This window comes from Pantoea sp. MQR6 (assembly GCF_022761075.1).
GTDB classification, from domain to species: domain Bacteria; phylum Pseudomonadota; class Gammaproteobacteria; order Enterobacterales; family Enterobacteriaceae; genus Pantoea; species Pantoea phytostimulans.
Genome location: NZ_JAKYXB010000005.1, coordinates 96,042 through 122,127 on the forward strand (window position 1 = coordinate 96,042; position 26,086 = coordinate 122,127).

The window sequence follows — 26,086 nt, forward strand, 5'->3', positions numbered from 1 at the left end:
ATGAAATACGCATTTCCTGAAAATTTTTGGTGGGGCAGCGCCAGCTCTGCGTTACAGACTGAAGGCGACAGCCTGGCGGGCGGCAAAAGTGCCACCATCTGGGATGCATGGTATGGACAGCAGCCCTGGCGCTTTCATCAAAACATCGGTCCGGCAGAGACCTCAACTTTTCATCAAAATTGGCAGCAAGATATTGCGTTGTTGCAGCAGCTTAATCACAACAGCTTTCGTACCTCGCTGAGCTGGTCTCGCTTAATCCCGGACGGCAGCGGTGAAGTGAACCCAGAAGCGGTCACATTTTACAATAACGTTATTGATGCGTTGCTGGCACAAGGCATAAAACCTTTCATTACCCTTTTTCACTTCGATATGCCGATGGTGATGCAGGAAAAAGGGGGATGGGAAAACCGAGAAGTTGTCGCTGCATTCAGCCGTTATGCACAAATCTGTTTTGACCTTTTTGGTGATCGGGTGATGCATTGGTTCACCTTTAATGAGCCAATTGTCCCGGTTGAAGGGGGTTATCTTTACGACTTCCACTATCCCAATGTGGTCGACTTTAAACGTGCGGCAACGGTGGCCTATCACACGGTATTGGCTCATGCGTTGGCCGTGCGGGCCTATCGAGCTGGGCATTACAACGGCGAAATTGGCATCGTTCTGAACCTGACACCCTCTTATCCCCGTTCTCAGCATCCGGCCGATATCACCGCGGCCCATCACGCTGATCTGTTATTCAACCGCAGCTTTCTCGATCCGGTCTTGCGCGGTGAATATCCTGCCGACCTGGTCGCACTGCTCCGTCAGTACGATCAACTTCCTGTCACGCTTCCGGGCGATCATGCGTTAATTGCAGAAGGTAAAATTGACCTGCTGGGCGTGAATTACTACCAACCCCGTCGGGTAAAATGCCGTGACAGTGCGGTAAATCCCGCCGCCCCGTTTATGCCTGAATGGTTTTTTGAAAATTACGAAATGCCGGGCCGGAAAATGAACCCCTATCGTGGCTGGGAAATTTATGAACCTGGCATATATGACATTCTGACTAATTTACGGATTAACTACGGTAATCCCCGCTGTTTTATTTCTGAAAATGGTATGGGCGTTGAAAATGAGCAGCGGTTTGTGCAAGAAGGAATAATAAACGACCAATACCGTATTGAATTTATTGCCGAGCATCTTAAATGGTTGCACAAAGGAATAAGCGAAGGCGCCAACTGTCTTGGTTATCACATGTGGACTTTTATTGATAACTGGTCATGGTGCAACGGTTATAAAAATCGCTACGGCTTTGTGCAGCTCGATTTAAGTACTCAGCAGCGCACGGTGAAAAAGAGCGGTGAATGGTTTGCCGCGACGTCAGCAAATAATGGCTTCAATGAGCAGGAGTAAAGAGAATGGTTGATTTAGAAGAGGCGGTGATGGAAATCATCGTGAACTCAGGACAGTCACGCAGTTTGTGCTTCGAGGCCTTGCAGGCTGCGCGTCAGGGCAGTATTGATGAAGCGCACAAGCTGCTTAAAGAGTCGGATACTTTCGCGCGTCAGGCACACAAAATGCAAACCAAATTAATCGAGCAGGATGCCGGCGAAGCGAAGCAGCCGATGACGTTAATTATGGTGCATGCTCAGGATCACTTAATGACGTCGATGTTAGCGCGTGAACTTTCTGCTGAGATTATTCATCTTTATCAGCGTTAAATTATTATTAACGAGTTGGAGTAATAAACAGAATTCAATCTTAAATAAGACCTACCTCTGTAAATAAAAAATAAAACCGCTCTCCTGAGCGACGGCACACTATTGTGCCGCGTTCAGCGAGAACGTTATTGTCTGAAAATAACTGACTATATTGAGACAACAATGAAAACAAATAAAAAGCTTCCAGCCTCGCTGCTGGTTATGGCTTCGCTTTGCTCTGGATCTGTGTTTGCACAAGAATTTACTCAGGAACAAATTGACGCCATCGTGGCAAAAGCGGTCGATAAAGCGCTTACGGAACGGCAGGCAAAAATTGATGCGGCCGTGAACAAACAAGCTGACGTTATCAACGAGCCACAAAGCACAGCACAATCCCCCGATATGGCGATCCCTTTTGGGGTGAAATTTACCGGCTACGCCCGTTACGGCGCGCACTTCCAGAGTGGCGATCAGAAATACGTGGGTGTAGATGGCTCATACAATGGTGCTTCTGCTATTGGTCGTTTGGGCAATGAAGGTAACGGCGGTGAATTTCAACTTTCCAAAACGTTTAAAGGCGATAACGGCGCGATTTGGGACGTTAACGTCATGATCGATCACTGGGGCGATGAGGTGAACCTTAAAAAAGCCTATGCTGGTGTGACCAATATTCTCGCCTCCAATCCTAATGCTTATCTTTGGGCGGGCCGCGACTTTCATCAACGACCACAGCAAGGCATCAACGACTATTTTTGGATGAATCATGATGGCCAAGGTGCTGGCGTCAAAGACTTTGATATTGGTGGCGTGAAGTTTGACGTCGCCGCTGTCGCTGCCGTTGAATCTTGTAGCCCGGAAGTGATGGATGATGAAGCGAATCCCTCACGCATTACTTGTACCGGCGGCTCGGGAACGGGCGACAAAGGTAATTATGCGTTGACCTCAAAAATTCACGGTATGAAGGTTGGCCCGCTGGATTTGGAGATTTACGCAAACTACGGATTTGACTCAAAAGCCGTTGAGAGCGAAGAGCGCAGTAAAGCCTGGCAAGGCGCTTTTGTATTGAGCCACACCGGCGATAAAGGCGTTAACAAAGTGATCGCCCGCTACTCTGACAACTCTGATAACAGCGTTTACAGCAAAACCGATGAATTAAAAACGATTTATGCCAGCTTCGAGGGTAATTATAAGTTCACTCAACAGGCACAAGTTGAATATCTCCTCGCCTTCCATGATTACGACAATGATGCTGATAACACCGATAATCGCAAAAACTACGGTGCCATTGTTCGTCCGATGTACTGGTGGAATGATGTTCACTCCACCTGGCTGGAAGCGGGTTATCAGCGCGTTGATTACGATATGGGTGGTGATAACCATGGCTGGAAGCTGACGCTATCGCAAAACATTTCGATTGCGATGGGACCAGAATTCCGCCCAATGTTGCGGTTCTACGTCACCGGCGGCGAAGTGGATAACAAACGCACGGCGCGCGTGAATGGCAGCGATGACGATACACAACTCGACTCGTTGAACGTCGGTGCGATGTGGGAAGCCTGGTTCTAATCAAGGTATAGGAGACGGGCAGCATCTGAGATGTCGCTGCCTGCACTTTCTAAAGAGTATTCCAACCAGATACCGGAGAAACGGTTCGATGAGGATGGTTGTATGATACCTTCACCGTATTACGACCGCATTGTGGACGTGATGGAGGAACTGATGAAGTTCGCCCTACTGACGCGTGGGCGCATTGACTACCTGACCGACCGCTACAACGAGAGGAAAGAGAGTGCCGCGCAGCTCACAAAGCGGGTCAGCCAGCGCAGCATATAAAAAAGCCGACAGATGCCGGCTTTTGTTTTTCACACACGTTTAACTTGCAGCCTGATGAAAGGTCAGTGGCTGACGCGGTTACCGTGATCATCAATGACCAATTCTCCGTCCTCTTTGGTAAACGCTCCCTGCTGCGGATCTGGCAGAATGTCGAGAACCGCTTCGGACGGACGACAGAGCTTCGTGCCGAGCGGCGTCACCACCACCGGGCGATTAATAAGGATCGGATGAGCCAGCATGGCGTCCAGTAGCTCGTCATCGCTGAACCGGTCTTCTGCCAGCCCGAGCTGCTCATACGGCTCCGTATTTTTTCTCAGCAGAGCGCGCACGCTGATGCCCATGTCCGCAATCAGCTTTTTCAGCTCGTCACGCGACGGTGGCATCTCCAGATAAAGGATCACTGCTGGCTCGGCACCGCTGTTGCGGATCAGCGCCAGGGTATTACGGGACGTCCCGCAGGCTGGGTTGTGGTAAAGGGTAATGTCAGTCATAAGCGGTTCTCCGTTAAGGCGCTGCGCAGAGGCTGCCTTCTGAGTTAAGTTAAACAGACAGGCGCAGAGCCAGCGCGGCCAGCGTCACAAAAAGCACCGGCAGGGTCATCACGAAGCCCACGCGGAAGTAGTAGCACCAGCTGACGGTAATGTTTTTCTGCGCCAACGTGCAGCCACAACAGAGTGGCGAGGCTGCCTATGGGCGTGATTTTCGGGCTGAGATCGCAGCCGATGATGTTGGCGTATACCATCGCCTCCTTCACCACGCCTTGAGCGGTGCTGCCATCAATCGAAAGCGCGCCAACCAGCACGGTGGGCATGTTGTTCATCACCGAAGAGAGTGACGCCGTCACAAACTCCAGCGTGGTGCCGGGGCTGAAGCCTAGCGCCAGAAACATACATTCTCCTTTTTAAATATAACCATCCGTTAAAACGCGCTGATAATTAGCCCACGCATAACACATTCAAAAAAACGAATATGTAAGGACGAATTTTTTAAATGCAGACAGGCTTGCCGTTGGTGGTTGCGTTATCGCGTTCAGCCTGCTTGCTGAGCTTAAGGATGTCATCCCGTTGGCACAGGTAAGCCTGTTCAATCACTGCTGCTGCCCAGGCTGGCATATGCGGAGACAAACGGTAATGGATCCATTTGCCGTCTCGCCTGTCGATAAGCAGTCCGCTTTCCCTAAGCAGAGCAAGGTGACGAGAAATTTTGGGTTGTGATTCATTCAGCGTGAATGAGAGTTCGCAGACGCAAAGCTCACCTTTTTCGCGCAGTAACAGCACCAGGTTGAGCCGGGTTTCGTCAGAGAGATTTTTGAAAAGTTGCAGGGGCAGAAGTTGCGGCATGGTCATTCCTGAGTCCAAGATTAAAACCAGTGTTGCCTCTTGCAAACATTCAGTCAACAACACATGCACTAATTCGCATATAAAAATCTGTACAGAGTTTATTCTTTTGGAAGCATAAACGGATGTTAAGCCTGTGCAGTTTTACGAAGGGCTGTATTCACTTTTTAATATCTAACGTCCGCTTTTGCTCATAGCGGACCGTAATTCTGTATACATCTGCTTCGTGCCAGAATCGGATGTGGGCACTTTGGAGCAATCCAGACGATGAGTGCGGTTCGTTTGTGATAAAAGGATTATCCGGGCAGTTATGCCTGAAACCTGACGGAGCAGAAAATGAGAACGCAGAAGCGATGCATAGGTTATGTGGCCGTAGTAGTTGATGATTACGATCGAGCGATTGAATATTACACGGACAAGCTGGGCTTTACCCTTATTGAGGATACGCCGCAGCCAGGTAAACGCTGGGTTGTGGTGACACCAGACCCGGAAAGCGACTGCAATATTCTTCTGGCTCGCGCCTCAAACGAGAGGCAGGAAGGCTTTATCGGCAATCAGTGTGGTGGGCGGGTATTCCTGTTTCTCCAGACTGATAACTTCTGGCGTGACTACAATGCTATGAAATCAAAAGGGGTTAAATTTTGCCAGGAGCCTCGTGAAGAGGAGTACGGTTTAGTCGTTGTATTTGAAGACCTGTACGGCAATCGCTGGGATCTCTACCAGAACAAGCAAAACTAAACCTCTTTACCGGTTGCGCCTTCAGCGGGTAGCCGGGATACGAATACTCTCTTAAGCTCCACATGCTGCGCTTACCAGGTTCGATTTTCGCTTATAGCAGCCCGTCAGTACCAAGTTGCTGTAAAAACAGGCTTAACGTAGGATACGTTTCCGATTTCCAGGCGGGCCACAAAGTCATTAACCATTTCTGCTGCATCACATGCCCAGTTTTCGGGCGGCATTTCCAGTCTGGAAGGTGAAGCATACAGGCCGAAACGCATCGTGCCGATGAAGATAACTCTTTTAAAAGAGGTGGCGCGGTAATATGCCACCCAGATAAACTCTAGCTCAGACAGAACCAGACGCATACGCAATACATAAGAATGAGGATGACCGTTCCGACCGTGACCACAAAACTGAGGTCTTTATGTATCATTACAGGCTGAACGTCCCTTCAATCGTCATACGCGCCGCACCGTACAACTCAACGCGTCCATCATCGCGAACAACGCAACGCAGTGAACCTTTACGTGCACCGCCCTGTTGGGCGAATAACACTTTTTTACCCAAACGTTCAGCCCAGAATGGCGCTAGAAAGGTATGAGCAGAGCCAGTCACCGGATCTTCATTTACACCGACTTTCGGTCCGAACCAGCGAGATACAAAATCAAATTTATCATCCGCAGCAGTAACAATTACGCCGCGAGTATTGAAACTCTTCAATGAGTTAAAGTCCGGTGACAACTTCTCAATGATGGCTTTATTATCTACCAGAACGATCAGATCGTCAGATTTCCACACCCCAACCGCGCCGGTGTTAATGCCAAGGGCTTCCAGCAAACCTGTCGGCGTTTCTACGGGCTTAGCTTCTTTCGCCGGGAAGTCCATGCAATACTCGTCCCCGGGCTTAGATACCACCAGTTCTCCACTACGTGTATGGAATCTGATTATTTCCTCTGAGTAATCCAGTTTATTGAATAACACCCAGGACGCCGCAAGCGTAGCATGACCGCATAAATCCACTTCTACAGCGGGCGTAAACCAGCGCAGGTGATAACCCTCTTCTACTGGCACAAAGAAAGCCGTTTCTGAGAGGTTATTTTCAGTCGCGATTGCCTGTAATGTTTCATCACTCAACCATTCCGCAAGCGGACAAACCCCCGCAGGGTTACCGCCGAACGGCTGAGAAGTGAAAGCATCAACCTGATAAAACGGGATAGAGTTTGTATTATTGCTTATCATCGTTTTTTTCCAGTCAGTTATAAATGGTGTAACGAGAAACTCGGTACTTGGGCGATATGATTTACGCGGCCTTTAATTTTAAAGAACCTCTTCTTTTGTAGTTTTGAAACCACGCATTTTCTGTACTGTATGTTGTTTTCCGCTCCTGTCTGGCGAAATATTGAAATGATTTCATCAAACGACTGCGTAGGGACTTGGTCGCCTACTTTGCTCTGGTTATGTTCTTCTGACGGCGGCAACACCGAATTCAGCTTGATTATAGTAAATCCTGATATCAATTCACGCCTGATGTTATTACTGAATGACAATTATTTCCTTTTTTTGCAATGTCTTAGAAATCTGCATCGTCAGCCATCCCCCGAAACTGCGAAAATCAGAATTCAGGCGCAGGCTTAGCCAGTCTGGCATAACGCAAGAGTGCACTCTTATCTGGAACACAGACCACAACCTGAACACTCTGACCATACGCGTTTCGCGAATCCAGATCATACCCGACAGCTGATTTACCATGCGGGTACTGGTAAACCGCAATAATATACTGCCGCGAGATAACCCTGAGATACTGGATTACTTGTTCCTTTGCGTAATAACTCCGCACCTCACTGCTTATTAACATCGTACTGAATTTATTCATTCATCATCCAAGAAAATATAACATTGATAGTAACATTAATTAACACCGGAGAGCTTTCAGGATAAAAATAACAACTGGCATGCAACTCTACCTGTTTATCTTTATTTGATTAACCTTCTCTTAACTGCCTCAATATTATATTTTACGGATTTATACAAATGCTGTAACTCAATATTATTCCCTCACCTTATCATTAAACTAATTAGTGTTAATGAAATGAAGGGGAGTGTATGTTTTATACGGTGACAGAGACTTTAGTCAGTCCGGAGACGCACATGTCTTTTACGTTTATCTCTCATCCGAAAAAGGAGGCCATGATTGTCTGGCATGTATATAACAGGAATATAGTAAAAAACAAAAAGATTATCTATAAAAGCGGCAGGGTATGGTTTCGGGAAAATCAAATAATCAAATCACTTTCCTTAATCAAAGAACAGCAGTTCAGTATGCCGTTCTGGAAGATGCTGGTAACTCATACTGGCTGCGAAAAATATATTGTGAATGGTGCATGCTCATATGTGCATGCCTGTACCTTTGCAGTCTGTCCATACCGTTACAGGTAAACATGAACCGGATTTATAATTTTAAAGCGGTTTTTGCATGATGCCTGATATTCCGGCATCTCAGGATGCCGGGAAATTTGGTGCCGGTGGGGGCGCTCCTGAAAATGTACCGGTTGATTTAAAGCAGGTACACAAGCGTCCTCGTCAGTCATCAGCATCCAGCGCAATGCAGCATTTTTCATGACCGCCATATCAGCCGGCCTGCTCTCATTGTGCCGGGTTTCGAAGGGATATGACTTCCCCAGCATCCGGTATTTATGTACGCCGTAACGGTGATATGGCAACAAATCTATTCCGTCAAAATTGCTGTATCCCAGCGTCGTGCTGCGTATCAGCGCCATTAGCCGGTCGCTTTCCGTTTCTGTGTCATTGACGCCCGGTATGACCGGGACGCGAATGCGGACCTTTTTACCGGCTTCGAGGAGCATTTCGAGGTTGCGGATAATGCGCCTGTTACTGACGCCTGTGTAGCGTACGTGCAGCTCATCTGTCGACATTTTGAGGTCATATAAGATGAGATCTGCCTGCCCGCACGTCAGCCACACGTTTTTCCACGACGCAAAGCCGGCCGTTTCCACCGCCGTGTGCAGCCCTTCCTCTCTGCATGCCGTAATCACTGCCCGGCAAAAGTCAGGCTGCAGGGCAGCTTCGCCCCCGCTGAGGGTCACGCCACCGCCTGAAAGCCGGTAAAAGGGCTCATCACGTCGCAGGCGGGCCATCACCTCATCCAGCGCAATGATCTCACTGGTACGCTTAAGTGCGCGACAGGCTGTAGAATCCGGTGCAGTACGGTCGGGAAGCAAGGCCACATCAGGCCGCTCGAAAAAGGCGCGGCGGTAAGGCTGACAGCGGGCACACCCGTCACATTTTGACTCATCTACAAAAACCTCAGGCCGCAGGTCCTGACTTTCCGGGTTGGCACACCAGGCACAGCGCATCTGGCAGCCTTTCATAAACAGCACGGTGCGCGTGCCCGGTCCGTCATGGATGGAAAAGCGCTGAATGTTGATCACCCGGCCGGTGACCTCCGGTCTGTCAGAAACCTGACTGCACCGTCCGGCTGATAATTTCATCCTGGACCTCCCGGCTGAGTTCGGTAAAAAAGGCGCTGTAACCTGCTACCCTGATCATCAGAGAGCGGTAGTCCTCCGGCGACCGCTGGGCTTCAAGCAGCGTTTCATTATCGATATAACTGAACTGCATCTGTGCATTGCCCAGCAGGCTGGCAGTGCGGAGCAGGTTAATCAGGCCCCGCTCGCCTTCTTCAGAATCCAGAATGCCGTACATCAGTTTAAAGTTATGCACCATCCCGACCTCCATAGCCTCGACGTTGATACGGCTGACGGAGCTGATGACGGCCGTGGGCCCCAGTACGTCCGTCTGCTGGGCCGGGCTGATACCGTCAGCGAGTGGACGGCCAGCTAGTCGTCCGCAAGGCAGTGCGCCGGTCAGCTTGCCGAACGGCGTGTTATTGGAAATGGAAAGCGTACCGAGTGTGAAGGGGCCATACAGCATGCGATACTTGCGGTGCTCGCGATCGACATAGTTAATGAGATCGCGCGCCACGTTATCCACCTCCTCAATGTCATTACCGTACTTGGCCACTTCCATGCAGGCATGATGCAGGGCCGTATGACCTGCAAAATTATCTTTCAGCGCCTGCACTAATCCCGGCAAAGAAACCTGCCGCCGGCGATAAACCAGCTCTCGTATCGCCACCATAGAGTTGGCGTAATCCGCAAGGCCGGTCCAGATCAGACCCGGTCCGTTATTGAACCGTGCTCCGCCATCCATAACGTTCAGCCCCTGCTCCAGACAGCCCTCGGTCAGGCAGGAAATGAGCGGCTTTGGCGCGTAATCACGGTGCAGACGTTGCAGGATCAGCGTTGCCTGAGCGGCCCGCCGGATGATGAAGTCCAGCTGACGCCAGACTGCCTTTTCAAAGGACGCGTAGTCGCTGAAGCTCTCCGGCTTGCCGGTGCGCTCCCCCTGAAGCGAACCGTCCCGTGGGCTGTGGCCGTCATTCAGGGCCAGCTCAATAGCAGCGGTAAAAGTGGTGTATCCGGCTGACGTCCACTGGTACATTCTGCCCGCAACCTGCGGCTCAACACAGCCCATGATGCAGTAATCGCGGGCGTCTTCATAATCCAGACCTTTACGCAGCATCATCTTAATGTGTGCATCATCAAAGTGGCAGGCCGGAAAACCCATGCCGCTGCGGACCACTTCGACAATTTTGCGCATGAAGGGCTCCGGCGATGCATTGTGGATCCGCACCGCCAGCGCGGGCTGGTAGAGTTTCAGCTGGGCCGAGCAGTCCATGAACATCATGCTCAGCATATTTGTCGCATCGCCGCCTTCGCGTTTCTGGCCACCAACGACCAGGTTGATAAAGGGCTGATAGCCGGCAAAATACATAGCGGAATCTGCGCTACACAGCCACATAACCTCCGACATCTTTACCAGCCAGCAGCAAATCAGCTCGCCCGCCTCAGCCTTCGTTAATGTGCCTTCTTTCAGGTCTTTTTCCAGAAACGGCCAGAGATACTGATCGGCCCTGCCCAGCGAAATACCCGTCTGATTCTCTTCAAGAGTAAACAGCGACTGCAGAAACCATACGGACTGCAATGCCTCATGAAAATTTCGGGGTGGATGGGCTGGCACGCGACGGCATATTTCTGCGACTTTCCTGAGCTCCTGCGCACGGATCGGATCGGCGCAACTTCCCGCCAGGGTCTGCGCATGATTTGCATAGCGCCGGGCGTAAAGCATCACTCCCTCACACGTTTCGGTAACGGACTGCATAAAATGAATTTTATTTATGTGCTCCGGACAGGTGCTGTCCAGTCTGGCCAGCTGCTCATAAGCATCGTTACAGATGGCAGCCATGCCCCGCCTCAATAACAGGTTGCCATAGCCAGGACAGGAATCGCCGCCGCCATTCTGCGTTTTAATGCTCAAATCGCATATACCCGCCTCATGACTCCAGCTCCACAGCCCCGCCTCACGCAACTGCGTTTCTGCCATTTCATCCAGTGACTGGCCTTTCCAGAAGGGAAAAATCTCTTCCCGCAGGCGCCGTTTGTCGCTTTCATCAATGTCATACGGGTCCTGACTGCGCGTACTAAGCGTATCCAGCTCATCGGCCAGCCAGCGCCAGGCGATTTCCGGCGAACATTCTCCCCCCCGCCGACGCCCGGCAGGATGGCTAATAAGCAGCTCGTTGTCGAAAATTGCCAGCGGTGCCCTTTCGCAGGCCGCCCGGAATGCCCGGGCCCGCTTAATGACGGTTGGTAAACCCGGGTTCCGGCGGTATACATCGGTGAATGCCAGCGCCCGGTTAATACACACGGAAGGGCGGGCCTGAAGATATTCATCGCGTATCGCGGTGATGCGGGGAGTGATATATGTTTCCAAAACGCACCTCATTTCATTCTCAACTGTAAAGGCCAGTCATCGCGCAGCCGAGTACGACGGCGCCAATTCCTAGCGCGCCGGGCAGGTCGGGTTTGTGACCGTAAAATATCTGGCCTGAGAGGCTGACCAGCAGCACCCCTCCCCCTGCCCAGACGGCATAGGCAGGACCGGGGGAAGTCAGTGCCATCAGGCGGGAAAGAGCATAAAAGCAGAGGACATAGCTGCACGTAACAAGAAGCGTAGGAACAGGCCGGCGGAAATGTTCCGTTCTGGCCAGAAGCGTAGTACCGAGCACCTCTGCAGTGACTGCCAGGCTCATCCAGGCAATAATCACGCTGTTACTCATGCCGGTTCTCCTCCTTATGTCCGGAGAGAAGATTAATAATCAGTACGCCACTGATTATGAGCATCAGGCCCGCGTAAAAAGCTGGCTCAGGCCGGTACTGATACCAGACAATATTGATGAAGTTGACGGCCGTGATGCCAATACCGGACCACAACGCGTATGCAAAACCCAGAGGCAGAGATTTCATCACCCACGTCAGCGCGTAATACGCTACACCGTAACCCAGAATGATGGTGATGACCTGAACAGGACTGTAAGTGTCTTCGCTACGGCTAAGATAAAAGGTGGCGGTGACTTCGGCCGTTATTGCCAGGATGAGCCAAAGCCACGCTTTACAGTTAATTTTCATTATTACCTCTCTCAGTTATCTCTTCTCCCTGCTTTGCTTTTACTCAGGAGCAGGGACAGACGCGTGCGACAAAGCGTTGAGCCTGTTAAAATAAACGACAGTTAATGTGTAAAAGCCGCTGAACTTACCTCTGCCATGACTTTTTAAAATCACCAGCAACTTTATTAAATATTCCGGAGCTTAAATAACGGTGGCGGGTAGACTACCGGCCGGGAAAAACATTACCCTGATCTTAATCAATATAATGTTTATTTCGGACCGCAGGGGCTGAAGCCGGAATACATAATCCACCGGGCCGGCAGTGTTGGTAACTGACGCTGCGCGAAGAGATAATGTATTATTTTTTGTGTGGCAGGATTTTTACTTCATTACTCTTTACAGAGCTCTACTTACCTTGTTTAAAATATAGATTGACGGAAAGCGCAAGGGGCAGAAAGTATGAACATTTACAATTACGGAATTAATAACAACTCAGTCAGTCAGTTACAGGCGGTTTTAACTGAAATACCTGATCCCTGTTGTGAACTTTTCCGCCATGGCTGTCAGAAATGAGGATGACAGCGACCATCAGCACTCCAATTAATATTATCAACAGTTTATGCATAGTGATTAACCCTCTAATCCTGATATATTCACTGGCAAGTCAGCAATGCAGGTTTAATTTTTCAGTAAATGAAAGTTGCGCCAGAATCTGGCGTGTATAATGCCACCGCATAGAAAATTTTTTTTGATTCTGGTGCGGTTTTATTCACTTTCCAGACTCTGAAAACTGTCGGTGTGGAATGATGAGAATAAACCACGCTGACTACGTTGCCTTTACGGGCAGGCATAACGTTGCCGTGATCAGTAATGAATTAAATAACCACTGATATACGACTGCTGCTCTGAATAACTCAGCCCGCCATTAATCAGACGTTTATGATGTCCATTCACCCTTGCCACCGGCTTCACCTTAAACGGCGAACAGAATATTTGCTCCGTGATGGTGTCAGGTCTGACAGGCTGGTTAAAACCTTACGCATGCGGCACGTTAGGTTGAGTCGTATTGACTTCAGACAAGCTCGTTTTGCAGACCTTCATTTATAGTGCGAGCCCCTGTCGTTAAGGAGCACAATTGATGAGAAAGAACTGGTTTGCATTGTGGACGCCCCTGTTACCCGTGCTGTTTACACTTGCCTGTCTCACCCTGATTATCTTCGGATTACATCTTGCCGCTCCGTTAATTAACCAGGTTTTGCTGGCAGTTTTGCTGTCTGTCATGCTCGATCCCCTCATCACAGGGATGGAAAAAAAACGGATCCCACGCATCCTGTCTTCACTGTCAGTTATTGTGGTCTTGCTGATGATTATCGTATTCATTACTGTCAAACTGACTGTGCTGACACCGGAATTAATTCAGCTCAGTCGCCAGGCACCACTGTTACTGGCAAGCCGGGTGGAGCAATTGATACTGACGTTTTCCTATATTGATATCACTCTGACACCCAGTGAAATACTGGCGTTTATCGATGCAGGCATGGTGGTTCGTAGGGTAACTGCATTACTGACTCAAATCCCTGGCGTGCTCTCTTGGTGGCTTATGGTGTTCCTGATGCTGCTGTTTATGTTATATGAACTACCGCTACTTAAAATCACGCTGCAACACCGTTCGCAGGGGAAATACCAGGCGCTGTACATCGCATTACAGGAAAGTATTCAGAGTGTCATTGTCTATGTGCGAGTGAAGACGCTGAGCAGCATCCTTGGTGGCGCGATTGTCGGCACAGGCGCACATCTTCTCGGATTAAAATTTGCTTTTTTCTGGGGAGTACTGATGTTCGTTCTTAATTATGTCCCGGTTTTGGGCTCGCTGTTGGCAGCGATACCGCCAGTGATCCAGAGCTACATTCTGTTTGATGTGCAAACTGCACTGGTGGTGGCGGGATTTTTTACGGTATTAAACCTGACGCTGAGTTTGGTAATAGAACCGCTCCTGATTGGTAAGCAGTTGGACATGACGATGACTACGCAGTTGCTGGCATTTCTGTTCTGGCAGGCCTTACTGGGGATCACCGGAGCAATTCTTGCCATTCCGCTTACTTATCTTATCAAAAAAGTTGTGTTAGCAGGCTATTTAGACCGGCAGGGCATATAAGCTGACGTTAAATCAACCTGTCAAATATGCAGCAGAATTAATTTATAGCGAATGCTGCCCCCTTTTAGTGAAATTCAAAAAACTTCTATCCTTTTTAGTGCTTACAGGCTGAAACCTCCAAAATAAAGTTTTGACCCCTTAATTGTTCTCATTTTTTTACTGACGCGAGACAACCGCATGCTTTTCGCAATAAGGTTCACCGATCATCCAAGTGAATACAATGTCAGAAAACACTATCTCAATCCTCATTTAGACTGGTTAAAGCAAAAACGAGGTGTGGTTCTTGCTGCCGGTTCATTACGTGAAAAGCATAACGATCAACCTGTCGGAGCGCTATGGGTCGTGAAGGCTGAGCATGAAGAAGAGGCCTTATCCATATTTTCCGATGATCCTTTTTGGGTCCATGGCTTGCGAGCATCGGTTGAGGTTTTATCGTGGAGCCTGGCCTTTGAGGACATGCTTAAAGATTGATGTCCGCTTTCCGCTCATAGCGGACGAGAGACTTCCGTAAGTTGCCTGCCTGGAATCCCGATAACAGCCACGACTTTTCAGTAAATTCATGAGCTATGAGTCGTCTTAGTTTCGAAAGGGATAGATGCCAGCCAGCGCTAAAAATTATCCACCAGCGGTTGGGCTAAGCGTCATGTCCTTTCCGCCACTCATCAACCATCTCTTTTGGTATTTCTTTTTTATAACAAATTGGTGCATATCCTCCCTGCTTGCTCCACGCGCTTCGCCTGCCACAGCTGCTTCCGTTACGCGCGGAATTGAACGGACAAGCACAGACTCCAGGATAAGATGCGATCGATTCGTCGATAATGAGCTGTCGGATCTGGTCATCGCTCTGCCGGATGGATGCCGCTAAAGCATCCGGAGCATTGACCATCAACAGAACAACGTATATCAAGATAAATAAGTGACGTAATTGCACAAGAGTTCCTCCTGAAAAGAGGAACAGATTACAAATTTGTGGCTCTACCAATTGGTCAATAAAAACGCTAAACATGATTCATTTCATAACAGCCAGATCTTACATATTCGTTATAACGGCCCCTTTTCAACGGCGTTAGAGGTTGTCCCGGTGTTTAATTGGCTTTAACAGATTCAGGTTATTGAAAAGATAAGTTGACCCTCAAATATCTTTTCATGCTCCCCGCCTTTGCAGGTTCATGATCAGCGCTTCAGTCGCGATGATGTAGCATTTGGGTATAGAGTGCTGTTCGAAACCGAGCTTACGGGCAAACGCTTCACTGTTAGCATTCACTGACTCAATCGCCAAAAACCTATAATCGTACTCTTGTGCAATTTCTGTCAGTTTCTTCAGCAACGCCGTTCCATGCCCTGACGATTGTTTTTCAAATCCTATGCGCGCAACGACGATACTCTTTCGCTCATCTGACGCCCATGTATGGCCGATACGAAGATAGAGATCATACTTTTTCCTGTGAGCCATAATCCGGAAATTAGCACGGCCTTTATCAAGCCCATCGCAGATATGAGCCGCGGTTTTTTTATACGGATAAACGGTGAAAAGAAAACCGGCAATCCTGTCCAGAATATCTTCAGCCTCCTCCCTGAAAATTTTGATGGGCTCTATATCACTCCCGAAATCCTGAACACTCATAACATCCCTCCTGATTCAGCTTAAAAGTCGCCTGAAGATCACGTTCGAAGACCGGCTGGCTGCGCAATGCCAGCTTCAGGGCTCGTTTATGTTTATCGAAAAAAATTCATCCACTGTCTCGTCCCACTCACAGCCTGTTACTTACCACTCAGCTTCCATGACTGGCAGAAATCCCATCCGGCGTTACCCTTTTCCCTTCAAATCAAAAAAAACACAAGGATGACCAATGTTCAGGTGCACGCATTCTCTGCTGTCCGTTGACAGACAGCTTTTACATATCAGGGTTTATGGCGATGGGCGACGTCTTCTACATTTTAGAAATGCAGCGCATCCCTGAAAGGTTTCTTTTGCAGGCGCGTAAACGGTACAGAAGTAACCGGTTCCATCGTCCCCCTTCAAATACCGCGGCCATTTTATTACACGGCCATCAATGCACCGTTCTTTATCGGCGGATGCGTTCTGAGCTGCCTTGTTATGGTGCTCATCTGACGTAAATTTCCGCTTTTCGCTGGAGTTAAACTGGTCGGCGCAACACTAACTTAATTGAGGAGAACGTTGGGCCTGCTATAACTACCTTGAATTTGCTGTCATCTGCGCAGCCTCATACTCCCTTTTCATTAAGCCAGCGGGAAACAAGCCGTGCCAGTTTGTCTGGTTTTTCAAGAGGTATAAGGTGACCACAACCCTCAACGTAATCCAGACAGGCTCCGGTCAGGGCCGCCAGAGCTTCGGCCTCCTCCAGGGAGCGAAGACGATCCTGTTTCGCCGCGATAACATATACCGGGCACTTAACTGGCTTTGTGGTAAGACGCTCACGGCTCAGCCCCGACTGGGCTCTGAATACTTCCGAACCCAGCCTTTTACCCATAGCCCTGACTTTCTCAATGAGGGCAGAATCAGTGGCGCGGCCATCATGAAGAGCGTTTCTGATTGCTGTTGTACTCAGCCCTGTGAATTCTCGGGCAGAAATGGCGCTGGCTGCAGCTATGCGCGTCCGCTTCTGTTCCGCCGAATCTTCTCTGAGAGAGGTGGCGACCAGGATCATAGCGACAGTGCGTTCCGGGAAGGCCTCATAAATGGCTCTGGCTACATACCCGCCGAGTGAAAAACCCATCAGGATAAAACGGTCGGGCAGCATCCTGACTATATTGGCGGCTATCTCCTGAATGGTCGTTCCCTGCGCCAGGCTTACCGGGATGAAGTGCCGCATCTGGGGAAAGTTGGCTGTAAAAGTGTCCCATAACGTTTCATCAAGCATAAAGCCGGGGATAAGCACAACGGGACAATCAGCAGTGTTCATCAGCTCTCCGAAAGAGTGGATGTAAGGGCATTGGCATTATGACTGCTCTCATGCACATTGCCATTTGCAGTCCCGCAAATGGCATCAGGAAGTGGTTAACAAGTTCTAAAATCAAGATACTGAATAAACTGATTCACTGCACGGGAGGTCATTTTCCTGTCTCTGAAGGCCAGCCCAATATTTCGGTGAGGCGATATGTCTATCTCTCTGGTAATAATGTCATAGGGCATATTCCTGAGGATGAGCTTGGGTAAAATACTTACGCCCAGTTTTTTCCCCACCATGGCCATGACAGCGTAATCATCCCAAAGAGTAAATTTCACACGTGGTTTCAGCCCGCTCACTCTGAAAATGTCAGAAATCTCATTATTCTTCCCCTTTTCCAGCAGAATAAATGGCTCATCGCATAATGAGGCAAGAGACACCGTATCCTGTTCTGCAAGCAAATGCCCTTCGGGAAGAACGGCCAGATAATCATCCTTTTCAAGAAAAATGGTTTCCAGTGCAGATGCAGCAGGTAAGCGCGTAAAACCGCAATCAACCCGCCCTTCAGTAATCCAGCTTTCTATTTCCGTATAATCCCCGAGTAACAGCTCAAAATCGATGTTCGGATAATCCTGCTTGAAGGATTGCAAAATGCCGGGCAGCCAGTGTGTCGCCACGCTCGAAAAGGTGCCGATACGAATGACGCCTGACTGCAGACCGTTCAGCGCATCGACTTCAGCCTGAAGCTGCTGGTATTCCTTAAATACTTTTTGAGCAAAAGGCAGCAGTTTGACGCCATCTGAAGTCAGACGTACACCCGTACGCCCGCGCTCAAAAAGGACAACGTTCCACTCCTTTTCAAGATCATTAATCATGCGGCTTATACCGGACTGAGAGTAAAAAAGCTTTTCGGCTGCTCTGGTAAAACTTTCTACCTCGGCCACTTTCATAAATGCTTTGTACTTCTGAATATTCACGTCCATGAACCCGACTATGCATCTGAATGTGTCATGTTAAGCATGCTAAAGATTCGTTTTTGTGATTACAACTGAGATGGTAATTTTGGCGTCATGATTGCCGGCCAGCGTAAAACGCCTCAGGAATACAAAAATAATGACAGCGAAAAGAGATGCTTTTTTAGCACAGGGGGTAACATCCGGTTTTGTTTTGCTCTGGGGCTGTGCTGCTATATTTACCCGCCTGGGACTGGATAATGCTTCACCACTGGCGCTGCTGATTTTCCGCTTCGCCGTTGCCCTCGGAACGCTGTTGTTAATGGGTTGTTTACGTCGCCGCTGGTTGCCTGAGAAAGGTACCCGCCAACAGGTTATGTTGACCGGCCTGATGCTTATTGGGGGTTATTCCGTCTGCTATTTTCAGGCGATGGCGCACGGCGTCACACCCGGTCTGATTGCAACCATCATGGGCATTCAGCCCATACTTACGCTGTGCATCGTTGAACGCAGAATGCAGGGAACCCGGCTCGCCGGGCTTTTGCTGGCACTTTCAGGTCTGGTCTTGCTCGTGTGGCGCAGCCTCTCAGCTTCGCATATGCCTGTCTCCGGCGTGATATTTGCTTTGGCCGCACTGCTGTTTATGACGTTCGGCGCAATAATGCAAAAGAAAACCCGCCAGGCCCCTGCAGACGTTCTTCCCCTGCAGTACGGAGTAAGTCTTGTGCTATGCGTTTGCCTGCTCCCCACAGACACTTTCCACGTCAGCCTTACCCCGGCCTTTTTCACCTCAGTGCTGTTTCTGGGTGTACTTATTTCTGTGGTAGCGCAGCTACTGCTTTACCGGCTGCTCAGCACAGGGAGCATTGTTAACGTAACGAGCCTGTTTTATCTGGTGCCGGTCATTACGGCCGCACTGGATTACGTATTGCTGGGTAATGCACTCCCCATGTCAGGCGTGGCGGGCATGGGAGCCATCCTGCTCGGGATTATGATGGTTTTCAGGACACCTCGATTGTAAACAGTGAAAGTCCGCTTTCCGCTCAAAACAGACCTAAATGATATCGTTCAGAGCAGAGTAAGAAGAAGGCGGAAGTCGATTGTCAGAAGTTAGTGAATAAGGCTGCGCAGTGAAAAAATAATGAGTAGCGCTCCTCCAGCTATGTTCACATATTTTTTCAGCATCAAGGGATTGGTTTTTTGGGCTGAGAATACCAAGATACGGCTTATGGTAATAAGCCAGAGGCTCATAATCACCACATGGACGGTAGCTAATATCAGGTAGTTGTCTACGCCTCCCTGGTTTCCAGCAAACTGAGAAACAACGGTGAGATAAAAAATAATGGCTTTAGGGTTGAGGACATTAGCCAGCCACGCACCTTTTAATGTAATTGGAGGCACGCTGTTTTTGGGTTGATTGCGCTTTGCATTCAGTCCACTTCGGATAAGCGTAACGCCCAGCCAAAGAAGATAAATTGTTCCTGCAATTTTCAGGAAACCATAAACTGCTGGCGATGAAATAATAATTGCAGTTATGCCGAGTCCGATGAAAAGCGCATGGGTATAAATTCCCAATGCTGTTCCGGCGAGGGTTCTGAAAAGGCCGTTGCGTCCATCTGCTAGCGCGCTGCTCATAACAAGCGTGAAACTTGCTCCAGGAGACAAAGCAACAGGTAATAATGCTGGCATAAAGCCAGGAAGATTGATGTCCATATGAGTTAAATAGTAAGCGACCAGCCCCTACGTTGCGAATCTATTAAGCATAATCCGTCTTACACAACAGGCTCGTAAATCGCTTCAGTTTCTAATCCTCGTCGTAATCCAAATCACCCTACCTGACTTACTAATGACATTGGGATATTTCAGCGTTCATTCTGGGCGAAAATGCCTGCTTTTAGCTCATAACAGACTCTGACGGACACCTGACCGCTTTGTGCCAAAAGCGGCCTCACCTCGCATCATGATATGCTAATCAATTGCGGCAGATCAGCCGCCCCTTTTGGAGTGAACGCCGGTATGTTCACTCCGTTCTTCTGTCATCCCGCGATCCCTTCCAGAGTGACCGACGCCCCACCGCAAACAATAACCAGTACATTATCGGCAGGTTTAAAACGGATTTTTTTTTCGTACAAGAGTGACAGTGACACACCGCATGCCGGCTCAGTAAGCACGCGATGGTCATCAAGAAAATGCCGACAGGCATGCAGTGCTTCTGCGTCAGAAACCAGCATACTTTTGACATCCAGGCGACTGGCCACGTTAAACGCGTTTTCGCACACCTGGCTTGCGGCCAGCGTCGTGGCTATGCCGCTGACTTTATCAAGACGCACCAGCTTACCGGCATTAAGCGAGGCGTTAAGGGAGGCAGTGCCGTGGGTTTCAACGGCATAAATCGGAATGTGACTAAGCTGATTTTTTTCCAGGCCCTGCGCTATGCCGGACAGCATGCTTCCGCCGCCGACGGACAGAATAACGGCATCAGGTTTTACCCCCTCACTGATAACCTCATCCACAATTGTGCTGATACCTTCCCACAAAAGCGGGTTATCAAACGGATGGATATAGATGATTTCATCCGTCGCCAGTGACAGGGCATAATCGTTAGCCTCACTCCATACTTTTCCATGCACAATGAGCCTGGCCCCTTCCTGTTCAATAAGCTGTCTTGCTCTGGCTGACGTGGTTTCCGGTACAACGACAGTTACCGGTAGCCCCAGTTTGCGACCGCTGTGAGCCACCGCAATTCCGGCATTTCCGCCCGATGAACTGACAAATGCTGTAGCGCCCTTACTGGCATAATGGCAACAGGCATGCCCCGCGCTCCGGAGTTTAAAAGAGCCGGTGGGCTGGGAAGACTCCATCTTCAGCCAGACATTGCATCCACTGTGTTGACTTAAAGAAAGGGAATGTATCAAAGGGGTCCGAATGCTTATTTCCATTTATTTAATTCCTTATGAATTCATCTCTCAGCGTAACTGCTGTTCTGCCCGAAGCCTTTTCAGAAGGACATCATAAAATTTATTAGCAAAACGCGGTGGATACACCTCTTACTGATTGGGCTGGTTACAGATATATAGCCGTGTTCCACCGATGTGTTCTCACTTGTAGCTTGATGAGGAGGCATCAGAATCAGTTCTTCACGATAACTGGCACTCTGTTCCAGGTCACTGCTCATGGACAACGCGTCTTACTGAGCAAGTCCTTATACTGCTGATGAAGACATTATTCGCATGACGATTTTTTCTCTGACGAGAAGCAGATCAAAAATTATAATCAGCCCTTTAAAATAAGCATAAAAATCAAAAATCTGTAATTTTTAAGCAACTCAGCGATCATTTGTTAACTGAAAGAAAATGTTGAAAGGAGGCACTGTTGATGACTGTTTCTATAGGTGTGCTTGCAGGTATGGGACCCCGTTCCACAGCCCCCTTTGTTGATATGCTGGTGGCAGACTGCCAGATCGGGTACGGAGCGACATATGACCTGGATTTTCCAAAAATGCATATCATCTCGTTGCCTACACCTTTCTGGCCGGGCAAGAAAATTGATGATGATGCGATGATCGCAGCCCTGCAGCAGGGTATTGCCGAACTCGTCAGAGCAAAAGTGAGTTTGATAGCTGTTCCCTGTAACCTTGCGCACTGCTACTTTGCCGAAATGAAGGCGGCGAGCTCTGGTATTCCACTTCTGCATATTGCAGACAGTGCACTTGAGTCGTTGCCTGTAGAAACAACCAGGCTAGCTGTACTGGCTACAGAACCCACGCTGGAAGCGGGTTTCTATCAGGCGCGGATTGAAGCTACTGGCAAAAAGATTATTGATTCACCTCTACTTCGTGAAATGACCACATCGCTGATTGGTCGGGTTAAAACAAAAGGCTTTCACGAGCCTGATGTAAAGGCAGAGTGGCAGAATTTAATGTCTTTAGTGGCAAGTTATAAGGTGGAGGCTCTTCTTATCGCATGTACAGATCTTAGTCCCCTGATAAATGACAATTCTTTCAGCTTTGTCATTGTGGATACGGCAGCAAGCCTTTCCAATGCGACCATCAAAAACTACAGGCGACTGTCCGGGAAAACTACAGGCGACACCAATAATACCGGCTAAACTGATATCCGATTTTCACTCATAGCCAACCTGAAAACCTTGCATATTGGCAGCCACATGCCAGAAGCGGAGATTTCGAATATCACTACGTATGGACTAATCGCAAGTAAATCAGCCCAGTCTATAAATCGTTGCAGACCTTGAATCTTTTGTCCGTTTTTCTGTGAGACTTCATCCGTCTAAACAATTCTGATTTCCACGAAACAGACATACTTCGGTGAAGGCCGAAGCATCAGGCTTTTGTTGGCAATAAGCTGACCGGAAATCAACGACGGAGCAGACAAATGATTGCAGTACTTTTTGAGGCGGATGCCTTACCAGAGTCCCGGGAACGGTATCTTCAGCTCGCTGCCGAGCTGAAACCAGTATTGTCAGACACGCCGGGCTTTATTTCCATTGAACGATTCCAGAGTCTGACTACGCCCGGAAAAATCCTTTCTTTGTCATGGTGGGAGGATGAAGATTCTGTGGCTGAGTGGAAGCGGAACGTTATGCACCTGGCAGCACAAAAAGAAGGTAAACAGTCAATTTTCTCGTTTTACAGAATACGCGTTGCCAGTGTATTCCGTGATTACTCATCTGATAAGGGAACGCATCAGCATGTATGATATTCACGTCATTCTCAGTAATACTCCAGGTTCGCTTGGCTCACTGGGAAGTGTGCTGGGCACAAATGGTGTCGGCCTTGAGGGAGGAGGCGTGTTTTCGACACCAGAAGCCGGACACGCGCATTTCCTTGTTGAAGACGGTGAGAAAGCCCGTAAGGTTCTGACTGATGCCGGTTTTGATGTCAGCAATGTGTGCCGCCCTCTGATAAGAAAATTACCTCAGAAACGCCCGGGTGAGCTTGGAGACATAGCTGAAGTAATTGCCAGGAACGGCATTAACATTCTGGTACAGTACAGCGATCACACTAACAGGCTTATTCTGATTACGGATGACGATAGCCGGGCAGCTGAAGTAACCCAACAATGGGCAATACTCCCTGAATGAAACGTCTAAAAACTGAACGCGACAGTGAGCCGGATGATTCTCTGGAAAAATCTATGGCACAGGTTGCTTCTGCCCTATCTGACCCGTCGAGGGTCAGTATTCTGTGCGCCCTGATGGATGGGCGCGCGTGGACAGCCACTGAACTCAGCGCTGTGGCTGACATTGCCGCATCGACAACCAGCGGTCATCTCAGCCGGCTTCTCAGCAACGGGCTGATTATTTGCCTGACTCAGGGCCGTCACCGCTATTACAGCCTTGCGGGCTACCATATCGCCGGACTGCTGGAAAACCTGATGGGGATTTCCATGCACACGTTCAAATCTCCGGTGTCTCGCTCGCCCGCCTATTTACGTTATGCACGCACCTGTTATGACCATCTGGCGGGAGAACTTGCTGTAAATATTTATGAGTTTATGCTGCAGGATAAATGGCTTGAGGCTGACGGCACTGCGCTGACGCCAGACGGAAAATCTCATTTCCAGAATCTTGGCGCAGTGCTTAACTCACGCCCGCGTCGCAAATCCTGCTGCCCCTGCCTCGACTGGAGCGAAAGACGCTTTCATCTGGGAGGGGATGCTGGTTCGGCACTGATGACGCTTTTTCTGCAGAAAGAATGGGTAGCCCGCACGCCGGGATATCGCGAAGTGAACGTGACCGACAGAGGCAGAACTGCCCTGCGTCGCCTGTTCAGTTTGGATTTAACCTGATCCTTAATTGCGTGCAGGCTGCTTTTTCGCCGGTTATTCCGCTTTACTCTGATTCATCTGTTTTGATTTCAGTCGGGCTTTAATGCAGCCTGACAAACACAGCATAAACTCTCGCACTGTAAGTCAGACAATATGGCCACCGGACTTACCCCATAACATCGTCTTACACAAAGCCGCCTGATGTATGCTATGCCAGTCAAAAAGGATGATATCAATGGCTGACCTGAAAGACCCCTACTTGAACCGTATGGTTCCCGAACTGACCGTAACGGATTTTCCTGCTTCCCTGTACTTCTATGTTGATGTGCTTGGCTTCAATATTGTGATAAAACGTAGCGATCCTGATTTTGCTTATGTCAGCCTCGGTGAGGCGCAAATCATGCTTGAGCAGTATCATGCTGAAGGATGGAATACATCAGAACTCGTCAAACCGTTAGGTCGTGGCGTTAATTTCCAGATAGAAGTGGACGATATTGAGCAAATACTTGCGCGTTTACTCGCACATGGCATATCGCTATATCGGGCTTTACGCGATAACCACTACAGTACCGGAGAAACGATAGCCTGCCAGAGAGAGTTTCTGGTGCAGGATCCGGATGGATATCTTCTGCGTTTCAGCCAATATATTGAGTGATTTTCCTGCTTTTCCTCCGGCCTGTTTAAGCAACTGCGACTGAACGGAATATGCAATGGTATAACATTGCTGATTTAAACGTTTGCCCGTACAAAAAGCTGAAGAGAAAGTTAAGCTGGCAATGCAAGTCACTGATATTGACACCCTGCCTGACTGTTAACAGTACCAGAAGCAAGTATTCTGTCTTCAGTTAATCAGTATTAATGAAGATATTTCCGGATGAATATATTTTTTTAAAACTGTGTCTTCCGGATAACAAATGCACAATTTGTTTGTTACAGGTCAAATTATACATAACATAACTTTCAAACTTAATTTGATCTGAATCAAGAAAGTTATCGACTTTTCCTTGTGTTGATTAATCAAGATTAAAGAAAAGCCATGCGTAATGTTTTACGTTAAGTATATGAGGTACTGTATATTTACACATGCATTAAGTTTAAAATAAATGACTCCATTTTCTTACAGTGGGAACTGTCAGGTAACAAAATTTTTTCAAGACTGTTAAACAAAATAATGCTGATCTCTTAGTAATTTTTTACTTTTCAAATCTTACAGCCTGTTCATATTGATATAAATTACACCTCCCACTGACCGAGGAGGCAATATGGAATGGTTTTTACTGGAAACGCTCATCAGTCCCGAAACAGCCACATCTTTTTCATTGATTATGAATCATAACAAAGTGTGCCGTATTATCTGGCATGAGTACGATGAGGACCTGACGCCGGGAAAATATATTCTTTTAAGCAAGGGTAAGTTTATGTTTGAAGGCAGAGAAACAATCAAGCTTATCAGGGCGTTAAAGACAGGTTTTTATACGAAAACCGCCTGGAACTCTCTGAAAGCCTATACGGGCTGCGAGAAATTTTTGAAAAAAGACCAATGTAGTTATGCGCACCGTTGTGCAATTAAGACTTGCCCAAGACAACTTCATCAAAATGGTATACCTGAGCGCAACGACAATAATCTGCATCTACATTAACGTTTGATAATTAAGTTGTAATTTAGCTCATGATTATCAGGTGCAATATAACCCCTGCCAGTTTAGTTTTAATTTCCTGAGAATAATCAGGGTTTTTATTTAAATGATACAGTCATTTGAATTATTTCTTTAATATATCCTTCCGGGATATACCGGGTCTTGGCTTAACCGGACTGTTTGCCCTTCTACTTTACCGGATACTGCAGGGACGGAAATTGGGCTGGTTCTGCTTTTAATCGTGATGTGCCATTCCGGATCATTGATCCTGCTACCCGTAAAACAACATAGCACAATGTTCGCAACGTCCGCTTCTGGCACAAAGCGGACTGACGGCAGGCCAGGGTCCGCTATGAGCGAGAAGCATAAGTCGCTGCTGCGTGAGCTGGAATAGAGCTTTGGTGGTGCGGCGGGCGAGAAGAACAGTCCGCATTCAAAAAGCTTTCTCGATGGCGTCAAAAAGTTCTTCTACGATTTGACTCGCTAAGCGGAAACGCTGCGGTAAACATAAAAAGCCGCTGCTGTGCAGGGGCTTTTTTTATTGCTGTAC

Annotated in this window: 27 protein-coding genes and 3 pseudogenes; 15 read left to right on the forward strand and 15 right to left on the reverse strand. The window is 48.5% G+C overall.

What is annotated here, in order from left to right; all coding sequences use genetic code 11:
• From MUG06_RS17915 to MUG06_RS17930, 4 genes and pseudogenes are all read left to right on the forward strand, one after another.
• Window positions 1-1,392, forward strand: coding sequence for a glycoside hydrolase family 1 protein (locus MUG06_RS17915; protein ID WP_243079506.1), 1,392 nt, complete (start codon window positions 1-3; stop codon window positions 1,390-1,392).
• A gap of 5 nt (window positions 1,393-1,397) precedes the next feature.
• The gene (locus MUG06_RS17920) at window positions 1,398-1,700 is read left to right on the forward strand and encodes a PTS lactose/cellobiose transporter subunit IIA (RefSeq protein WP_215844764.1); all 303 of its coding nucleotides are present in this window, start codon (window positions 1,398-1,400) and stop codon (window positions 1,698-1,700) included.
• 162 nt (window positions 1,701-1,862) lie between these two features.
• Window positions 1,863-3,245 carry a carbohydrate porin gene (locus tag MUG06_RS17925; protein ID WP_243079507.1) on the forward strand — a complete coding sequence of 461 codons (1,383 nt, stop codon included), beginning with the start codon at window positions 1,863-1,865 and terminating at the stop codon, window positions 3,243-3,245.
• A gap of 84 nt (window positions 3,246-3,329) precedes the next feature.
• Window positions 3,330-3,512, forward strand: a pseudogene (locus MUG06_RS17930) (arsenical resistance protein ArsH); the annotation flags it as partial.
• Window positions 3,513-3,574: 62 nt separating this feature from the next.
• Here the strand turns inward: MUG06_RS17930 and arsC are convergent.
• The 3 genes and pseudogenes from arsC to MUG06_RS17945 form a co-directional block, all read right to left on the reverse strand.
• Window positions 3,575-4,003, reverse strand: a complete 429-nt coding sequence (arsC, locus tag MUG06_RS17935; protein WP_243079508.1) for a glutaredoxin-dependent arsenate reductase — start codon at window positions 4,001-4,003, stop codon at window positions 3,575-3,577.
• A gap of 49 nt (window positions 4,004-4,052) precedes the next feature.
• Window positions 4,053-4,359 (reverse strand): annotated as a pseudogene (locus tag MUG06_RS17940) (ArsB/NhaD family transporter); the annotation flags it as partial.
• A gap of 139 nt (window positions 4,360-4,498) precedes the next feature.
• Window positions 4,499-4,852 (reverse strand): metalloregulator ArsR/SmtB family transcription factor, encoded by a 354-nt coding sequence (locus MUG06_RS17945; protein WP_243079509.1) that lies wholly within the window; start codon window positions 4,850-4,852, stop codon window positions 4,499-4,501.
• Between the two features lie 333 nt (window positions 4,853-5,185).
• Between MUG06_RS17945 and MUG06_RS17950 the strand changes: the two genes are divergently transcribed.
• The gene (locus MUG06_RS17950; RefSeq protein WP_243079510.1) at window positions 5,186-5,587 is read left to right on the forward strand and encodes a VOC family protein; all 402 of its coding nucleotides are present in this window, start codon (window positions 5,186-5,188) and stop codon (window positions 5,585-5,587) included.
• A gap of 104 nt (window positions 5,588-5,691) precedes the next feature.
• Here the strand turns inward: MUG06_RS17950 and MUG06_RS17955 are convergent, their stop codons facing one another.
• The 6 genes from MUG06_RS17955 to MUG06_RS17980 form a co-directional block, all read right to left on the reverse strand.
• Window positions 5,692-5,934: a hypothetical protein gene (locus MUG06_RS17955; RefSeq protein ID WP_243079511.1), complete on the reverse strand. Its 243-nt coding sequence runs from the start codon at window positions 5,932-5,934 to the stop codon at window positions 5,692-5,694.
• 67 nt (window positions 5,935-6,001) lie between these two features.
• Window positions 6,002-6,808 carry a PhzF family phenazine biosynthesis protein gene (locus tag MUG06_RS17960; RefSeq protein ID WP_243079512.1) on the reverse strand — a complete coding sequence of 269 codons (807 nt, stop codon included), beginning with the start codon at window positions 6,806-6,808 and terminating at the stop codon, window positions 6,002-6,004.
• Between the two features lie 1,187 nt (window positions 6,809-7,995).
• Complete coding sequence (locus MUG06_RS17965; protein ID WP_243079513.1) at window positions 7,996-9,078, reverse strand: glycyl-radical enzyme activating protein; 1,083 nt, start codon at window positions 9,076-9,078, stop codon at window positions 7,996-7,998.
• Window positions 9,041-11,422, reverse strand: coding sequence for a choline trimethylamine-lyase (cutC, locus tag MUG06_RS17970; protein WP_243079514.1), 2,382 nt, complete (start codon window positions 11,420-11,422; stop codon window positions 9,041-9,043). The genes MUG06_RS17965 and cutC overlap by 38 nt, the downstream gene beginning before the upstream one ends.
• Window positions 11,423-11,441: 19 nt before the next feature.
• Complete coding sequence (locus MUG06_RS17975) at window positions 11,442-11,768, reverse strand: SMR family transporter (RefSeq protein WP_243079515.1); 327 nt, start codon at window positions 11,766-11,768, stop codon at window positions 11,442-11,444.
• Window positions 11,761-12,117 carry a multidrug efflux SMR transporter gene (locus MUG06_RS17980; protein WP_243079516.1) on the reverse strand — a complete coding sequence of 119 codons (357 nt, stop codon included), beginning with the start codon at window positions 12,115-12,117 and terminating at the stop codon, window positions 11,761-11,763. The genes MUG06_RS17975 and MUG06_RS17980 overlap by 8 nt, the downstream gene beginning before the upstream one ends.
• 1,117 nt (window positions 12,118-13,234) lie before the next feature.
• Between MUG06_RS17980 and MUG06_RS17985 the strand changes: the two genes are divergently transcribed.
• Together MUG06_RS17985 and MUG06_RS17990 are read left to right on the forward strand one after the other, a co-directional pair.
• Window positions 13,235-14,251, forward strand: a complete 1,017-nt coding sequence (locus tag MUG06_RS17985; RefSeq protein ID WP_243079517.1) for an AI-2E family transporter — start codon at window positions 13,235-13,237, stop codon at window positions 14,249-14,251.
• Window positions 14,252-14,428: 177 nt separating this feature from the next.
• A complete protein-coding gene (locus MUG06_RS17990; RefSeq protein WP_243079518.1) occupies window positions 14,429-14,722 on the forward strand; it encodes a YciI family protein in 294 nt (97 codons plus the stop codon).
• A 163-nt stretch (window positions 14,723-14,885) separates the two neighbouring features.
• Here the strand turns inward: MUG06_RS17990 and MUG06_RS17995 are convergent, their stop codons facing one another.
• From MUG06_RS17995 to MUG06_RS18010, 4 genes are all read right to left on the reverse strand, one after another.
• A complete protein-coding gene (locus MUG06_RS17995) occupies window positions 14,886-15,182 on the reverse strand; it encodes a hypothetical protein (RefSeq protein WP_243079674.1) in 297 nt (98 codons plus the stop codon).
• Window positions 15,183-15,395: 213 nt separating this feature from the next.
• Window positions 15,396-15,875, reverse strand: a complete 480-nt coding sequence (locus tag MUG06_RS18000) for a GNAT family N-acetyltransferase (protein WP_243079519.1) — start codon at window positions 15,873-15,875, stop codon at window positions 15,396-15,398.
• 601 nt (window positions 15,876-16,476) lie between these two features.
• Window positions 16,477-17,175 (reverse strand): alpha/beta hydrolase, encoded by a 699-nt coding sequence (locus MUG06_RS18005; RefSeq protein ID WP_243079520.1) that lies wholly within the window; start codon window positions 17,173-17,175, stop codon window positions 16,477-16,479.
• A 95-nt stretch (window positions 17,176-17,270) separates the two neighbouring features.
• Window positions 17,271-18,143, reverse strand: a complete 873-nt coding sequence (locus tag MUG06_RS18010; RefSeq protein ID WP_243079521.1) for a LysR family transcriptional regulator — start codon at window positions 18,141-18,143, stop codon at window positions 17,271-17,273.
• 130 nt (window positions 18,144-18,273) lie between these two features.
• Here MUG06_RS18010 and MUG06_RS18015 point away from each other — a divergent pair, with 130 nt between their 5' ends.
• On the forward strand, window positions 18,274-19,134 hold the full coding sequence (locus MUG06_RS18015) for a DMT family transporter (RefSeq protein ID WP_243079522.1): 861 nt from the start codon (window positions 18,274-18,276) through the stop codon (window positions 19,132-19,134).
• Between the two features lie 89 nt (window positions 19,135-19,223).
• Here the strand turns inward: MUG06_RS18015 and MUG06_RS18020 are convergent, their stop codons facing one another.
• Entirely contained in the window at window positions 19,224-19,826 is a 603-nt protein-coding gene (locus MUG06_RS18020; protein WP_243079523.1) for a LysE family translocator, read from the reverse strand.
• 323 nt (window positions 19,827-20,149) lie between these two features.
• On the reverse strand, window positions 20,150-21,052 hold the full coding sequence (locus MUG06_RS18025) for a pyridoxal-phosphate dependent enzyme (RefSeq protein ID WP_243079524.1): 903 nt from the start codon (window positions 21,050-21,052) through the stop codon (window positions 20,150-20,152).
• Between the two features lie 436 nt (window positions 21,053-21,488).
• Here MUG06_RS18025 and MUG06_RS18030 point away from each other — a divergent pair, with 436 nt between their 5' ends.
• The 7 genes and pseudogenes from MUG06_RS18030 to MUG06_RS18060 all read left to right on the forward strand — a co-directional run.
• Complete coding sequence (locus MUG06_RS18030; protein WP_243079675.1) at window positions 21,489-22,220, forward strand: aspartate/glutamate racemase family protein; 732 nt, start codon at window positions 21,489-21,491, stop codon at window positions 22,218-22,220.
• Window positions 22,221-22,504: 284 nt separating this feature from the next.
• Window positions 22,505-22,828, forward strand: a complete 324-nt coding sequence (locus MUG06_RS18035) for an antibiotic biosynthesis monooxygenase (RefSeq protein ID WP_243079525.1) — start codon at window positions 22,505-22,507, stop codon at window positions 22,826-22,828.
• Window positions 22,821-23,213 carry an amino acid-binding protein gene (locus MUG06_RS18040; protein WP_243079526.1) on the forward strand — a complete coding sequence of 131 codons (393 nt, stop codon included), beginning with the start codon at window positions 22,821-22,823 and terminating at the stop codon, window positions 23,211-23,213. Before MUG06_RS18035 ends, MUG06_RS18040 begins: the two co-directional genes overlap by 8 nt.
• Entirely contained in the window at window positions 23,210-23,920 is a 711-nt protein-coding gene (locus tag MUG06_RS18045; protein ID WP_243079527.1) for a helix-turn-helix transcriptional regulator, read from the forward strand. Before MUG06_RS18040 ends, MUG06_RS18045 begins: the two co-directional genes overlap by 4 nt.
• 214 nt (window positions 23,921-24,134) lie before the next feature.
• On the forward strand, window positions 24,135-24,554 hold the full coding sequence (locus tag MUG06_RS18050; protein ID WP_243079528.1) for a VOC family protein: 420 nt from the start codon (window positions 24,135-24,137) through the stop codon (window positions 24,552-24,554).
• Window positions 24,555-25,161: 607 nt separating this feature from the next.
• Window positions 25,162-25,539: a hypothetical protein gene (locus MUG06_RS18055; RefSeq protein WP_243079529.1), complete on the forward strand. Its 378-nt coding sequence runs from the start codon at window positions 25,162-25,164 to the stop codon at window positions 25,537-25,539.
• A gap of 349 nt (window positions 25,540-25,888) precedes the next feature.
• Window positions 25,889-26,023: pseudogene (locus MUG06_RS18060) on the forward strand (molecular chaperone DnaJ); the annotation flags it as partial.
• Window positions 26,024-26,086 lie beyond the last annotated feature (63 nt).